Origin of the sequence: Roseomonas indoligenes (genome assembly GCF_017813365.1) — a bacterium.
GTDB lineage: Bacteria > Pseudomonadota > Alphaproteobacteria > Acetobacterales > Acetobacteraceae > Roseomonas > Roseomonas indoligenes.
In genome coordinates this window covers 1-14,270 of the sequence record NZ_JAGIZA010000014.1, presented here as the reverse complement: position 1 = coordinate 14,270, position 14,270 = coordinate 1, and the positions used below count along the sequence as shown (strand labels likewise).

The window sequence follows — 14,270 nt, the reverse complement described above, 5'->3', positions numbered from 1 at the left end:
CGGGTAGGTTGCTGCAGCGCCTGCCGACGAACGGCCGGCAGCGGTTCACTCGAGTTGGATCCGGCGCTCCCGGACAAGGCGCTGCCAGCGCGCGACATCGCCGTCCACGTGGCTGGCGAAGGCGTCCGGTTCCATTGGCTCGGGCTCCGCACCGAGTGCCGCCAGGCGCTCCCGGTTCTCCGGCCGCTCCAGCGCGCGGGCCGCGTCCCTGTGGATGCGGGAGGCGACGGCGCCAGGCATGCCGCGCGGGCCGAAAAGCCCGAACCATCCCACGGCGGCGTAGCCCGGCAGGCCGGACTCGGCCACCGTTGGCAGGTCCGGAGTCAGCGCGGAACGCCGCTCCGACGTGATGGCGATGTTGCGGAGCTGCCCTGCGGCCACCGGGCCCGCCACCGTCTGCGGCGGTGCGAACATCACCTGGATCCGCCCACCCTGCAGGTCCGCCACCGCCGGGCCGGTGCCGCGATAAGGCACGTGCAGCGTCTGGATGCCGGCCATGGCGGCGAAGAGCTCGCCCGCGAGATGGCTTACCGCCCCCGCGCCGGAACTGCCGAAAGCAAGGCCGCCGGGACGGCGCCGCCCTTCGGAGATCAGCTCCGCCACCGTGCGCACCCCGAGGGAAGGTGCGACCGTGACGACGTAGCCCGGCGCTGTGATGAGCGTGATCGGCGTGAGCTCGTCCCGGGACACGAAGGGAGGGTCACCGCCAGGACCGGCCATGGCCAGCAGCGTCCCGGTCGTCCCGATGAGGAGGGTGTGACCATCCGCCGGCGCGCGCTGGACTGCCTGCGTGCCGATACGGCCGCCGGCGCCGCTGCGGTTCTCGACCACCACGTTCTGCCGCCACGCCGCGCCGAAGTGCATGGCAAGGAGGCGTCCGAACACGTCGGTCCCGCCGCCGGGCGGAAAAGGCACGACGATGAAGGCGGTGCGGGAGGGGAACCCCGCCATCTCCTCCGCCGCCCCGGCGCGGGGCACAAGGCTACCTGCCAGGCCGGCGGCGCCCGCGAGAGCCATGCGGCGGGTGAGGATCACGGCACCGCCTCTACGACTTCATCCGCGCCATGCCCTCAAGGGCAAGGCCGTAGGCCAGAAGGCCGTGCATTCGGCCCTTCAGGTCCTCCGTCATCACTGTGCGGGTGTAGCGGCGGACGATCCGCGGCTGCTTGAGGAACTCGCGCGCCAGCTCGCGCGCGCGGTCCAGCAGCGCCGCGCGCGGCATCACCTCGTTAACGAGGCCGATGCGCTGGGCTTCCGGTGCGTCGATCTTCTGGCCGGTCAGGAGGAAGTAGCGGCCGCGGTTGGCGCCCATCAGCAGCGGCATGACGATGTGCATCCCGTCGCCGGGGACCATGCCGCCCGGGAAATGCGCCGTATCCTGAAAGTAGGTGTCGTCCGCGGCCAGCACCACGTCCGAGAGGAGCGGGATCTCGGCGTGGCGCACGGCCGGCCCGTTGATCGCCGCGATGACCGGCACCTCGATCGAGAGCAGGTGCGGCAGAAGCTGCTTGCTCTCCCAGAAGATCGGGTCGTAGGTCTCCGGCGTCATCGTGTTTCGGTTGGGATGGCTGCCCGGCTTGATGGCAGGGCCGCAGAACTCGTCGCCCGTGCCGGTCATGATGACCACCTCGTTGCCGCGGTCGCGTCCTACCTCCAGGAAGGCGCTTTCGAACTCGTTATGGGCGAGGAGGCTCCATTGCAGGGGGCCGCCATCCGTGTGGAAGCGCATCTCCAGGATGCCGTCCTCGCGGGTCATCGCGATCGTGCGGAAGCGGTCGCGGTAGCTGTCGTAGGTAGTCGCCGCGCGCTCGATATGGGTCATGCTCATGGCTTGCGCCCTCAACCGTTGTCGTCATCGAGGATGGCCACGGCCCGGGTCCAGCCAGCCGAGGCAGCGTGGATCTTCACGGGGAAGCAGGCGATCTGGAACCCGTGGGGCGGAAGCTGGTCGAGGTGCCGCAGCTTCTCGATCTGGCAGTACTCCGCCTCCCGCCCGGCCTTGTGGCCCTCCCAGATGATGGAGGCGTCGCGGTCCCGCGCGTACCGCTCGGCCACGTAGCGGAAGGGCGCATCCCAGCTCCAGGCATCGGTGCCGACGACACGCACCCCTTTTCCGGTGAGGTGAAGCGTCGCTTCACGACCGATGCCGCAGCCGCTCTGCGGGTATGCAGGCGTGCCGAAGCGCGCCCCTGCTGAGGTGTTCACGACGACGATGTCGTAGGGGCGCAACGTATAGCCGATCTGGTCCAGCTCGCGGTCGATGTCGCTGGGAGTGACGATGTAGCCGTCCTCGAACCCGCGGAAATCCAGCCTGACGGCCGGGCGCATGAACCAGTCCAGCGGCATCTCGTCGATGGTCCGGCTGGGCCTGCCGTCGGACATGGTGGAGGCGTAGTGCCAGGGCGCGTCCACATGGGTGCCGTTATGGGTCGAAAGGTGCACGCTCTCCAGCGCGAAAGCCTCGCCGCCGATCAGCTCCTCCGCCTGTAGGCCTGGGTAGCGGCCCTGCAGCATCGGAACCGTGTCGGCGTGGCTGACATAGTCGACCTTGAACTCGTAGCCCGGCGGATCGGACGGGACCCCGTTCTCGATCGACATGGAGATATCGATGAAGCGCCGCATGTTCCCTCCCGCCGTGTCTTCGCCAACACCTACTTGCTGACTGACTGATCAGTCAACTCGAATTTCGTGTGAGGGTTAGGCCCGGGAGCTGGACTATTTCATTTCCGGCGCGGCCCGGCGGCTATTGCCCGCATGGCCGCCAAGGACGGTTTGTTAGGACCGAGGCGCCCGGAACTACCCGGGTGAGCGGACTTGGCGGCGGCGGGCGGGGCGGGGCGGGGCGGCCCTCGTCTGGCCATTAGGCAGCGCGGAAAGCGCGCAGGTGGTTCGGATCCCGGCTGCCACGAACGGCACTAGGAGGCGGTAAGGTGTCCCAGGATCGGAACCGGCGCCGAGGCGCCCCGCCCGGTCGCTCGGTGAGTGCGCCTGCATCCGTGCGCCGATCGCAAAGAGATAGGCCCAGACCGCGCCTTCCATGGAAAGGTCCGGAAGCACTCGGCGGAAAGCAGCGATGAAATGCTCCGCGGACGGATCGTAGAACTGCTTCATGATCCTGCTTGAGCGCTCATCGGGCGAGACGGTCACCTCGGCCAGCATCTGCACGTAGTACCGCAGGTTGCCGCGCTGCTCGCCCAGGAGGTCCTCCAGCGACATGAAGAGGGTTTCGAGCACCTCCTCGATCGCGACGGCGCGACCGCTCGAGAAGAGCTCATCGAGGCGCTGTCGGCGCACGCCGCGGATGGTGGTCGCCCTGCGCTCGAAGACAGCCTCGTACAACGCCTCTTTGTTGCGGAAGTGGTAGTGCAGCAGCGCCTGGGCGACGCCGGCGCAATGGGCAATCTCGCGCATGCTGGCGCCGTCGAAGCCGTGCTCGCCGAAGATCTTCTCGGCTGCATTCAAAATTACGTCCTGTGTGCTGATCGCTGCCTCCTCATGACCCGGCAGCTCGGCCGGCCCAGGGACGGACCTGGCAAGAACGGCCAGGCTGCCGAGCGAAAAGCCTCGGCTCGTCATTGCTCCTTAGATCACATGGCGACTGATCGATCAATCAAGCCGTGGCATGTCCCCGGGTAAGTTTACAGTCGCGGCCACCCGCCTCGCAGCGGGGAAAATGGGACGCCATGAGCGCCCGGACCGTGAAGCTCCGGTCCAGCCATGTCGCCCTGATCTCCCATCCTCGGGCGGTCGCCGGGCTCATCCAGGAAGCGGCCGGTCGCTGAGGGCACCTACCCGCCCCATGGGCATAAGCCGGTCCCGCCCTGGCAACGCCGGTACTCCACCGGCGTCGTGCCGGCCCGCCTGGCGAAGGCACGCCAAAGAGTGCCGGCGTCCCTGAATCCGCAGGCGCCCGCGACCTGCTTCGTGGCCATGCCTCTGCTCTCGAGAAGCCGCCGCGTGGCCTCGATCCGCACGCCCTCGACATAGGTGGCCAGCATCAGCCCCGTCTCGACCTGGAACAGGCGCACGAAGTGCCGCGGGCTCATCCCGGTCCGGGCTGGAAGGCGCTCGACGCCGTGGTCCTCGGCGGGATGTGCGGCGACCCAGCGCTGGACCTCCTGCAAGGCGGAACGCCCGACCGGCGCGCCGAGGCCGTGCCGGCTCAACTGCATCTGCCCGCCGCCGTGCCCGAAGAACATGACGAACTGCGCCGCGGCCTGCCGCGCGAGCTCTCCCCAATTCTCTTCCATCAGCGCCAGGGCGAGGTCGAGGCCCGCCGTCACCCCGGCGGCCGTCCGGAGCGGCCCGTCAAAGTTTAGGATGGCATCTGGCTCGACCCGCGCCGCGGGACAGCGACCGGCGAGCGCCTCCGGCACGGCCCAGTCCGTCGTCACGCGACGCACCTCCAGCAGCCCGGCCTACTCGCGCAGGAATGGGACGGTTCTTCGCTAAGATCGGGGAGTCGGTAACGGTGTCGGGCGGTGCGCCTCCAGCACCGGAGCGGATGGCGGGCGTCATCGACGCGGTACGGCGATACGGGTTCCGGCTCGGTTCGGAGAAGTACAACGAGGCCGTAGTTCTGGCCTGAGCCCAACGGTGCCTGCAGGCCCTACTCGGACTGCCGGATCTGGAACTGGCGGATGTCCTCGGCCGTAGCCGTACCGGGCGAGCATTCCAGAAAGGCGGCAAAGCCCTAGACGGTGCGGAGATAGTTCCTGCGGGTCTTCTCAGTAAGTCCGCGCACGGTCATGTCGGCGACGAAGCGCTCGCGCAGCCTACCGGATGCTGCGGGATGGAGATGGGTCATCGGGAGCCCTTCGGGATCGGGGAACTTCCAGCGTCGGCTCGGACCTGGACGGACGGGCGCGCTTAAGGGCGCGCTTCCTGATCACAGGCCGGGGCTTGGTGGCTGCGCCAGGGAAAAGAGGGCTCAACCAAGCGGACGGCCGCTTTGCGCCCAAATCAGCCGTCGCCATAGCCTCACCGTTCCCTGGAAGCGGTCGTAACCAGCAGATGTTCTCCGAGGTGAGCTGCAAAAGCAGACGTCAATCGGTCGAACTAAGCTGCTCCTCAAGGCTGCGGGTACGCGGCGTCACCTCGTCGCCGGTATGCTTGGTGGAAGCCGGCTCAATTAGCAGCACCCAACATTCCTCATCAGCGACCGGATTATGGCGGACGCCGCTTGGAACAGTGAGGAAGTCGCCCTTTTCCAGATCGACCGGACCATCCCCAAACTCGATACGTAACGATCCCTTCACGATGTAGAAAAGCTCGTCCTGGCCATCATGCGCGTGCCAGACAAGCTCGCCCTTCAGCTTCGCAACCTTGAGTAGCTGATCGTTGACCCGGCCGATTACCTTCGGCGACCAGTGTTCGGTGACCCGGTCAAAAGCGGCAGCGAGCGTGGTGGGGGACAGCATCTGAGCCTCCGAGGATGAAGAGAGCCAAGCCCGGGCCGGCGCGAGTTTGCAGGGATGATCCGGCTTCGCCGAACAGACGAACTGCTACTGGAGGTGGTCTAGGCGGCGGTTTACGTGGTCGGCAAGGGCGGCCATCGCCGACGGCCGCTTTTCCGTATCCCCTTTCCGAAGCGGCCGTTCCGCTTCCGGCCAAGCTACGGCATCCTATGTGCGGATCCGTTTGGGACCCGACGAGATCCCGGTCTTCTTCTTTGATTTGCCGGGACGCGTTCCGCCGCCGCGTCCAATCTTTTATGGACTCTTGCTCCTCATGGTCTGACTACATACCCCGTAGGATCACCAATCAAGCTGATGCCGCTCGGAGGGCAACATGACTGAACCGGTATCGTGCCCCGGCACCGCGCCTGAGCAGGCGGATTTGTCGCAAATGGCCTCCGACGCCGGCCTTCTGAATGGGCCGAAGTTCCGCGTTCTCGGTGGCGAGTTTCCACAGCCGCTCGTTGATGCCGCTATGAGGTCGACTGGCATCACTGATCCCGCGGAACTGGTGACCTATGCCCTGGCGAAGGTGGTCCTTGAGGACGATGACTTCGGCGAGCGCCTACTGGCGCGGAAGGGGTCGGTGCCGCGCGGGCTCTTGGGTTCAGACTAACGGGTCACGCGCGTTTTCCTGACCGGTTCGGCTGCAGGATCGGAAGAGAACGCATTCTTGATACCAGAACCATTCAAACCGTCGGCGCGCCCTTGAGGCGCGTCCTGATCACACGCCACTAGGCTCCGCCCTGGGAAAAGAAGGGCTGATCGTGGCCTTCGGTTCGACCTCAGATTGGCCATGGCACCAGGGGCACTACCGCGCTGCATAGGCCCGGATAGCCTCCCGCAGAGCCTGAAGCGGTCGTGGATCCGCCCGCGTCCGCCGGCTCGCCAGCCCGATGGGCACCGGGGGCAGTTCCCCGTCGGTCCGCACCAACTGAAGTCGTCCCTCGGCGAGGTCCTCCCGCACTGTGGACCCGAAAGTGACGGCGAGGCCCAGCCCCGCCATCACCATCCGCAGCATCGCCGGGATGTTGCTCGTCTCTATCGCCGGCTCGGGCGGCAGGACCCCAGCCTCCAGGCAGCCGCGCTGAACAATCAGCCGCTGTGAGAAGGTCGGCGGCGGCAGGATCCAGTCCTCCTCGGCCAGCCTCGCCCAGCCAACCTCCCCTCCGCCGAGCGAGTGGTCCGGGCCCGCCACGACGAGCATCCGCTCCGCGTAGATCTGGTCCAGCACTAACGCGTCCTGCTCCAGCACCTGCAGCGCCTCCGGCGTGAACAGCGTCAGGATTGCGTCCAGTTCCCCGTTCACCAGCTGGTCCGCGAGGGGGATGATCCGCCCTTCGATCAGCTGGATACGCGGCCGCTCATCGGCCTGCGCCAGTTGCCGCAGCACTCCGGGCATGATGCGCCAGTTGATGAAGGGCGCCGCCCCAACCCGCAGCACCGGCCGTGCCCGTCCGCCCACGGCCCGGCCACAGTCCCGCAGTTCCTCCAAGCCCTGCAGCAACACCCGCGCGTGCCGCACGAAGTCATGGCCGGCCGCCGTCGCCACGATCCCGCGCGCCGTGCGCTCGAACAACACCGCGCCGACGATCGCCTCCACCTCGCGCAGGCTCTTGCTGAGCGCCGGCGGCGTCATGTTCATCGCCCGAGCCGCCGCCCGCACGCTCCCAGTCTCCAGCAGCAGTCGCACCATCTCGAGCTGGCGGAAGCGCAAATGCTGGAGCATGGGCGACCCCCGGTGTTTCCTGCTGGTTTACACGCGGGTCTGACAATCGAATAGACGGGCCGAGTTCCCGCTCCCTAACCTCCCCCAACACAAGAACGGCGTTCAAGGCCGGTTTACAGGGAGAGGGACGATGTCACCTTCAGGATGGGTCAGGGGCGCCTTCCTCGGCCTGCTCAGCCTCCAGGCCACACCCGCCATGGCCGAGGCCCCCTATCCCAACCGTCCCGTCACCCTCGTCGTGCCCTTCGCCGCGGGGGGCAACAACGACGTCTCCGGCCGCATCGTCGCCCGCAAGCTCGGAGAACTCCTTGGCCAGCCCGTCGTGGTCGAGAACCGAACCGGCGCCGGCGGCGCGATCGGCACAGCCGCCGTCGCGGCTTCCAAGCCGGACGGCTACACCCTCGGCTTCCTCAGCAGCGGCCCGCTCGCCGCCAACGTCAGCCTCACCCGCAGCCTGCCCTACGACCCGCGGCGGGACTTCACTCCCGTCGCCCGCGTCACCACCAGCCCCAGCGTCCTCGTCGTCGCTCCGAACTACCCCGCGCAGAGCCTGGACGCCTTCATCGCTCGCGTCCGCGAGAAGCCCGGCGCGGTGAACTACGGCACCGCCGGCCAGGGTTCCTCTCCCCACCTCGCCGGCGCCATGCTGGGCTCCATGGCCCAGGTGCGGATGGAGCCCGTCGCCTACCGCGGCGGCCTCCCGGCCCTGAACGACCTCGTCGCCGGCCAGGTGCAGACTGTGATCAACCCCATCCTCGAGGTCATGCCCCTGATCGCCGCCGGCACCGTCCGGCCGCTCGGCGTCACCAGCCTCAGCCGCTCCGCCCTGCTCCCCGACGTGCCCGCCATCGCCGAGCGCCTGCCCGGCTACGAGGTGCTCACCTGGAACGGCGTGGTCGGTCCGGCTGGACTTTCGCCCGAGGTGGTGGCGACGCTCAGCGAGACCCTCCGCAAGGCCCTGGCCGACCCCGAGATCGCCTCCCGCCTGAACCAGCTCGGCCTGGAGGTCGCCTTCTCCTCCCCGGCCGAGTTCGCCCGCTACGTCGACGCGCAGATCACCCACTTCGCCGAGCTCGCCCGCATCGCCGGCGTCGAGCCCAACTGAGCCCAGCAGGAGGCATCCCATGCCCAAGCTTTTCCATCCCGCCGAGATCACCGGCATCCTTCCCCCGCTCGTCACCCCGCTGGCCGAGGACGAGAGCATCGACGAGAGGGCGCTCCGCGCCGCCGCCCGCTTCATGCTGCGCCAGGGCGTGCACGGCCTGGTGGTCGGCGGCAGCTCCGGCGAGGGCTTCAACCTCTCCACCGACGAGCTGCGCCGCCTGACCGCGACCGTCGCCGAGGAGATGGACGGCACCCGCCCGCTGATCGCCGGCGTCATCGCCAACAGCACGCGCGACGCCATTGAGAAGGCCCGCGCCGTCGCCGACCTCGGCGTCTCCGCCCTCCAGCTCACCCCGGTCCACTACATCTACAGGACCGACGAGGAGGAGATGATCCGCCACTTCCGCGAGGTCTACGACGCGGCGGGCGTTCCCATCATCGTCTACAACGTCATCCCCTGGAACTACCTCTCCCCGAAGCTCATCCTCCGCATGATGCGCGAGGAGCCCGGGGTGATCGGTGTGAAGCAGAGCGCGGGCGACCTGAAGATGCTCGCCGACCTCCTCCTTGAGGCCGGCCCGAACGACCGCATCTACGCCGCCATCGACGCGCTGCTCTACCCCTCCATGTCGCTCGGCGCGCACGGGGTCATCTCCATGCTGGCCTCCGCCGCCCCGCGCCAGTGCCTGGAGATGTGGAATGCGGTGCAGGCCGGCGACACCGCCCGGGCCCAGGTCTTGCACCGCAGGATGCTGCGTCTCTGGAACGCCATCTTCGCCGACAACCGCATCGCCACGGCGAAGTACGCCCTCTCCCTCCAGGGTATGGAGGTCGGCACCTGCCGCCGCCCCACCAAGCCCGCGACACCGGCCCAGCAAGCCGCCATCCGCGCCGCAGTCGAGGCCCTGCAGGATGAGACGGTCGAAGAAGCCGCCTGACACGCTCGGTGCTTCGTGAACGGACGGTGTCCGGGGCGAGAAGTTGACCTGGAGATCGACCTGCCAAACCCAAAGGAGTGATCCGGGGCTTGGCAGGTCGTCGAGGATCTAGGGCGCCTTGGCATCCCCTGGCGCTACACATGTCGCGATTCGCTCGAGGAGTGCGATCTTCTCTGGCGTTCTCCGCCTACCGCTGTTCCTCAACGCGGCGGGTGGGGGTAGGTGATAGCCGGCAGCCACCTTCCTGCTCAGCTGGTTTAGCCGTTCGGTCGGGGTAGTCCGACGCAATCCATCCCACGCACTGGCTTCAGCCCGCCAGGCCTCATCTTCAGACATTATCAGGCCAGCTCCCGTCGCTGCCATCGGGGTCGATACCGACTTGCGGGACTGATTGCGACAACTCCGTTTCCCCGCTCCGCGACGGAGCACCAGAGCCATGCGTGGTGGAACGCATCCTCCGCAGCAGCGTGGGTCAGCGGCGGAGTGGCCTCCACGATGGCGAGCAGGCGGGCACCCGCCCCAGCCACCCGGGCTTGCTGCCGGATCAGGGCATCGGATTGCTCCGGCGCCAGTGTCCACGAGTGCGGCCACCTCACACACCCTGCAGCGCGCCCCAGTTCGGCAATCCAGCCGCCATCCCTTCCGTCGGCGCCCGTGTCTGAGACCACCACCCGGCCGCTTAGGACGGCGTCGAGTTGCCGGGCCACTTCGGCAGGCGGCAGCCCCTTCTGCGCCAGCATCTCCTGGGAGATGCCGTGCAATTGCTCCGCCTCAGGATCCCATCCTCCGTCTCCCGCGAGCCAATCCGGAGGGGGACTGACCAGTGCACTCCAGAGCGTTACCTCCCACCCTCCCCCAATTGCCTGTCGGGGCACCGCGACTCCGACCTCGATAGGGTAGCCGGCAGGTCCGAGCCCGCTCGCCTCCACGTCGATGAATGTCGGGGGCTCCAGCATCGGTCGCACCAGCTACACCGTTCGGCCAGACAGGATTTGACTGAGCACCCCCTCCACCACGAGGGCACCCTCCTCCGTCATCGCGGTGGCGATCGGGGAGCGCCACTCCAGCCAGGGGTGCGGACGCAGAACCCACGCCCTTGACACCTTCGGATCGCGAAACGTCTCCATGGTGGCCGCGATGACCCGCTCCAACCGCGCCAGAACCACGGGGTGCCCGGCCAGTCCTTGGCGGAGCCCCTCGACAAATCCGAGCTCCATCTCGGCGATGCCCTCGTCGATCGATGCGGTGAGGCCTGGAAGGTCGTCGTTCGCGAACGACGCAACGGCCGCCGCAAATTGGACGTCCGGCGTTCCCCACCCGATGAACGGCCTATCCTCATCCTCCGCCCGCGTAATAACGATGTGCCGGCCACTCACCCTCACATCCAGCTCGCTACCCTCGCTCAGGCCGAGCGCCTCGGCCATCTCCTGTGGGATAGGGACACAAGCTCCCTTGTCCATCCTCCGCGCCATGGCGCCCTGCTCCTTGTCGATGATCCTAATCGGTCTTGAGGACCGGCCGTGCCAGGCTGCCGGCCCTCGTCTGGTCAGGCAGCCCGCGGCTGGCGGACGAGCGGCGAGACGCCGTGCCCTTCCAGTTCCAGGGTCGCAGTCGTGCCGCCGAGGAAACCCGCCACGGCTCCGTCGAGATCGCCGGCCGGAAGGGCATCGGGGCCGCAGAGAGCGCACTCCCACACGGTCAATACACGCCAGCCCGCCGCGACAAGGGCGGATCGGGTGGCGGCGTCCCGGGCACGGGTGCACTTGAATTTCGACGCCCATGGATATTCCGTGGCCGGCACCCGCCCGTGCTGGCAGCCCTGGTGATGGTGCCAGAAGCAGCCATGAGCGAAGGCGGCGACGCGTGACGCCAGCAGGACCACGTCCGGCTGGCCCGGCAGATGAGCCGCGTTGTATTCAAGATCGGCAACGCCGATGCGGCCAAGAACAGCGCGGAGCAAGCGCTCCGGCTTTGTGTCGCGGACAGGAATCCGCGCCATGCGTGGGGGCATGGGTAGTCTCCGGATGGAGGATGTCGTGGGAAAAGGGGCGGGCCGCAGCCGATCGGGCGAGCTGGGGCGTGCCGGAAATCTGCACTATAAGTGCGGCAATCCGTTCGGATATCAAGAGGGCGCCCGATGGTTGCGAGCGACAACCCAACGCCGGCCCATCTCCGGGCGGCGCGCGCCCTGCTCGGATGGAGTCAGGCCGACTTGGCCGCCGCCTCCGGCGTGTCCTTGAGAACAATCAAGGCCGTCGAGCTCTCGCCCGATTTGCAGCCAATCCGGGGGCGGGCTGCCACGATCGAGTGCCTCGTAGGCGCCCTGTCAGGTTCGGGAGTGACGATGAGCCGGAAAGGTCGCGTCATCGGCGTCTCGCTCAGCCTACCCGCAGGCGCCTAACCCCGTCCTCGCCGGCATTGAGCACGGACAGGACCAGCGGGCGGAATCGAGATCGACGGGGCCGCCGGCCCCGAGAAATCAGGTGCAGGTCCGGATGGCGCCAGCGGGGGCGGGCCGCTCGCGGCCGCCCCCCGCCTTCGCCCATTCGGACCTGGATACCGGGGGGGTCCCGCGGCCGGTTTTTCGGAGACGCGCCTTGACCCCTTCCACTTCACGTAAACCTCGCCCCCCGTCGCCCGCGACTCACGCCTTCTCGCTTCTGCCTGGCTTCGAGCACATCCCGCTCCAACGTGTTGATCTTCATCCCTTCGGCGACGCGGTGTCCCGCAGCCCCGGCGGTCTCTGGTGCCGCCACCGTGACGCCTCCGGCCAGGAGACCGGTTCGGAGCTAATCAAGGCAGGTTCTGGCGGTGGCCATGCCTTCACTCGCGGGGGCACGCGCAGCCTTTTCCACACCCCTGGCCCCTGCCGTCCCCGCCTCGTCCTCGTCGACGGGCCGCTGCAGGCCATCGCGCTGGCGGCGCTGAAGCCGCACGCCGTCCACACGGCCACCTTCGCCGCGCCCGGGGGATCCTGGTCGCGCGCGGCGGACCGGGTGCTCACTGCACTGGTCGCCGACTCACCGCCGATCGAGGTGATCCTGGCCTTCGCGCTGCTTCCCGATGGTAGCTGCCCCTCCCGCGAGCGTGTCCAGACCCTCCTTTGCGACGCCCTGCCGGCAGGCTCACGGGAACCTCTCGTGCTGCAACCGCCGCCCGGCGGATGGGTCGGCGCCCTCCACGAGGCCCGCAGCCCCACCCACCGCGCCGCCTGACACCCTGGCGGCCGGTTCACCGCCGGCCGCCTCCCCTATTCAGGATCCACTCTAAATGTCCCCGACCACCAGCTCCGCGCGCCGCGGAGAGGACCTCACGCGCGAGTCCGTCTCGCGATGGGCCCGCAGCCTTCCCGCTGCCAGTTACGCGATCACCGCCGTTCCGGCCGATCCTGCTACCGGCCCAGCCTCACACCGGCGCTCCTGGGACTTGGATCAGCTCCTCCGCGCCATTCCCTGGCTCCGGCGCTTGAATACAGTTGGTCACCACATCATCGGCCGTCCGGTTGATCCGCGTCACGTCCTCATCGATGACCTTCACCCCGACGCCCTATCCGCCCTCCGCCGCCATCACCGCCCGGCCGCCGTCGTCGCGTCCTCGCCGGGCTCCCTCCAGGCCTGGATCACAATTTCCGAGACTCCGGTCGACCCCGCCCTGGCCGACGCGGCCGCCAAGGTGCTGGCCCGACGATACGGCGGTGACCTCTGTGCGGCGCGGGCCTCCCAGCTAGGCCGCATACCTGGCTTCACGAACCGAAAGCCTCGACACCTCTCGAGGGAGACAGGCCTCTGGCCCTACTCCCGCTTGATTTGCGCCGATGGACCGATTTTCTGCCCAGGAGGCGCCGCGCTGCTGCAGGAGGCGAGCGTAATTCAAGACGGGAGGCGGCCTGAGCCCACCCGGCTTATCGGCAAACAACTGGCCTCGTCGTCAGGCCGTTCCCCAGCCGCGGAGCATGCGGCCGGGATGGAACGACTAATGTCTATCCTTCCAGCGGGGGGAACGCTCGACCGCAGCCGCGTGGACTTTGCCATCGCGCGCCGGCTGGCTTCCAGAGGCGCATCCATCGAACAGATCGTACTCGTCGTCCTCAGCGGGGAGCGGGCGAGCAGCATGGTACCCGGGGCAGCCCAGGACTATGCGCAACGAACCGCCCGGGCAGCTTGGAGGGCGGTAAATGACGGTTCGTCGAAGTGACAGGTATTGATTCGGATCCCGCCCGGGTTGGCGGTGATTCAAGAGAGGGACCGACCGGAGTGGTCAGCCCCGGAGGGAGTCAGCGTCCAACGGCAGTCCGAGGGCGAGTCAGATCATGAAAGCACCGAACCACGGCGGCCGCTCGCGGCTCGCGACCTGCCTCGCCGAAGCCGCAACATCCTGGCCGCCGGATCGGGATCTTCTCCGAAGGCTGCAGGCTGGATCCAGACCCCGACGTCACCATCACAGTCCTAGAACATGCCTACGGGCCTAGTCCGGCGCGATGAAGAACACGGCCGGCTCTGAGCCTTGCCGATCTTATCACCGCGCCCTTGCGGCGGAGCGAGGCTTGTTGCCGCGAGCCCGTCGTCATGCTCCTGCCGTGCATGAGGGGTGGACGTCCTCGCCTGATGCACGGCCACGCCGATGTCGACTTCATCCAGAGGCCTGTTTATGACCGGTTGATGCTGAACTGGGCTGGACAGGACGACACTGACGCTCCTTGAGGCGGCAGTCGTGGGAAGGTTCTTCACGTCAGCCCCCTACCTGAGGCGGGCCGTTTGCCACGGCAACTCAGATGAGTCCTGCCGGTTTCCAGAAGCGCAGGAGCATCCCTCTCTCCCGCCAATTCATCTTTCCATGTTGGCCGGGACAGGGGGCGTGTGCGGCGCACTTGGCAAACAATCACAACTGCTCAGCCCCGGCCGCCTCCACCTGTCGCATGCCTGTCAATCGGCACGGAATCGGGACCCCGGATCGGCGCGCAATAGGGACCCCTCTGGCGAGGCGTGCTGAGGGGGTAGTCAGACGCGGTTCTTGAACCGCCAGCTGTCGTTGCCGGTCTCGACG

At 67.9% G+C, this 14,270-nt stretch carries 16 protein-coding genes; 6 read left to right on the top strand and 10 right to left on the bottom strand.

Features of this window, described 5'->3' with window-relative positions:
• Window positions 1–45 precede the first annotated feature (45 nt).
• From J5Y10_RS19865 to J5Y10_RS19840, 6 genes are all read right to left on the bottom strand, one after another.
• Window positions 46–1,035, bottom strand: coding sequence for a Bug family tripartite tricarboxylate transporter substrate binding protein (locus J5Y10_RS19865; protein WP_209375850.1), 990 nt, complete (start codon window positions 1,033–1,035; stop codon window positions 46–48).
• A 10-nt stretch (window positions 1,036–1,045) separates the two neighbouring features.
• Window positions 1,046–1,828, bottom strand: coding sequence for an enoyl-CoA hydratase/isomerase family protein (locus J5Y10_RS19860; protein ID WP_209375849.1), 783 nt, complete (start codon window positions 1,826–1,828; stop codon window positions 1,046–1,048).
• 11 nt (window positions 1,829–1,839) lie between these two features.
• Entirely contained in the window at window positions 1,840–2,622 is a 783-nt protein-coding gene (locus J5Y10_RS19855; RefSeq protein ID WP_209375848.1) for a cyclase family protein, read from the bottom strand.
• A 174-nt stretch (window positions 2,623–2,796) separates the two neighbouring features.
• On the bottom strand, window positions 2,797–3,576 hold the full coding sequence (locus tag J5Y10_RS19850; protein WP_209375847.1) for a TetR/AcrR family transcriptional regulator: 780 nt from the start codon (window positions 3,574–3,576) through the stop codon (window positions 2,797–2,799).
• 212 nt (window positions 3,577–3,788) lie between these two features.
• Window positions 3,789–4,394, bottom strand: coding sequence for a GlxA family transcriptional regulator (locus J5Y10_RS28790; protein ID WP_209375846.1), 606 nt, complete (start codon window positions 4,392–4,394; stop codon window positions 3,789–3,791).
• Window positions 4,395–5,045: 651 nt separating this feature from the next.
• Window positions 5,046–5,420 (bottom strand): cupin domain-containing protein, encoded by a 375-nt coding sequence (locus J5Y10_RS19840; protein ID WP_209375845.1) that lies wholly within the window; start codon window positions 5,418–5,420, stop codon window positions 5,046–5,048.
• Window positions 5,421–5,790: 370 nt separating this feature from the next.
• Between J5Y10_RS19840 and J5Y10_RS19835 the strand changes: the two genes are divergently transcribed.
• Window positions 5,791–6,072, top strand: a complete 282-nt coding sequence (locus J5Y10_RS19835) for a hypothetical protein (protein WP_245214902.1) — start codon at window positions 5,791–5,793, stop codon at window positions 6,070–6,072.
• A gap of 195 nt (window positions 6,073–6,267) precedes the next feature.
• Here the strand turns inward: J5Y10_RS19835 and J5Y10_RS19830 are convergent, their stop codons facing one another.
• Window positions 6,268–7,185, bottom strand: a complete 918-nt coding sequence (locus tag J5Y10_RS19830; RefSeq protein ID WP_209375844.1) for a LysR family transcriptional regulator — start codon at window positions 7,183–7,185, stop codon at window positions 6,268–6,270.
• 130 nt (window positions 7,186–7,315) lie between these two features.
• On the opposite strand from J5Y10_RS19830, the gene J5Y10_RS19825 reads away from it, so the two are divergent.
• Both J5Y10_RS19825 and J5Y10_RS19820 read left to right on the top strand, forming a co-directional pair.
• The gene (locus J5Y10_RS19825; RefSeq protein WP_209375843.1) at window positions 7,316–8,290 is read left to right on the top strand and encodes a Bug family tripartite tricarboxylate transporter substrate binding protein; all 975 of its coding nucleotides are present in this window, start codon (window positions 7,316–7,318) and stop codon (window positions 8,288–8,290) included.
• Window positions 8,291–8,309: 19 nt separating this feature from the next.
• Complete coding sequence (locus J5Y10_RS19820) at window positions 8,310–9,227, top strand: dihydrodipicolinate synthase family protein (RefSeq protein ID WP_209375842.1); 918 nt, start codon at window positions 8,310–8,312, stop codon at window positions 9,225–9,227.
• A gap of 968 nt (window positions 9,228–10,195) precedes the next feature.
• On the opposite strand, the gene J5Y10_RS19815 is transcribed toward J5Y10_RS19820, so the two are convergent.
• On the bottom strand, window positions 10,196–10,699 hold the full coding sequence (locus J5Y10_RS19815; protein WP_209375841.1) for an antitoxin Xre/MbcA/ParS toxin-binding domain-containing protein: 504 nt from the start codon (window positions 10,697–10,699) through the stop codon (window positions 10,196–10,198).
• A 74-nt stretch (window positions 10,700–10,773) separates the two neighbouring features.
• Window positions 10,774–11,238: a very short patch repair endonuclease gene (locus tag J5Y10_RS19810; protein WP_209375840.1), complete on the bottom strand. Its 465-nt coding sequence runs from the start codon at window positions 11,236–11,238 to the stop codon at window positions 10,774–10,776.
• Window positions 11,239–11,364: 126 nt separating this feature from the next.
• On the opposite strand from J5Y10_RS19810, the gene J5Y10_RS19805 reads away from it, so the two are divergent.
• A complete protein-coding gene (locus tag J5Y10_RS19805; RefSeq protein WP_209375839.1) occupies window positions 11,365–11,628 on the top strand; it encodes a helix-turn-helix domain-containing protein in 264 nt (87 codons plus the stop codon).
• 319 nt (window positions 11,629–11,947) lie between these two features.
• Window positions 11,948–12,442 carry a hypothetical protein gene (locus tag J5Y10_RS19800; RefSeq protein WP_209375838.1) on the top strand — a complete coding sequence of 165 codons (495 nt, stop codon included), beginning with the start codon at window positions 11,948–11,950 and terminating at the stop codon, window positions 12,440–12,442.
• A gap of 190 nt (window positions 12,443–12,632) precedes the next feature.
• Here the strand turns inward: J5Y10_RS19800 and J5Y10_RS28550 are convergent, their stop codons facing one another.
• Window positions 12,633–12,764 (bottom strand): hypothetical protein, encoded by a 132-nt coding sequence (locus J5Y10_RS28550; RefSeq protein ID WP_280855595.1) that lies wholly within the window; start codon window positions 12,762–12,764, stop codon window positions 12,633–12,635.
• Here J5Y10_RS28550 and J5Y10_RS28915 point away from each other — a divergent pair.
• On the top strand, window positions 12,714–13,421 hold the full coding sequence (locus tag J5Y10_RS28915; protein WP_408901593.1) for a DNA-primase RepB domain-containing protein: 708 nt from the start codon (window positions 12,714–12,716) through the stop codon (window positions 13,419–13,421). The two genes, J5Y10_RS28550 and J5Y10_RS28915, sit on opposite strands and share 51 nt — an antisense overlap.
• Window positions 13,422–14,270: the final 849 nt, after the last annotated feature.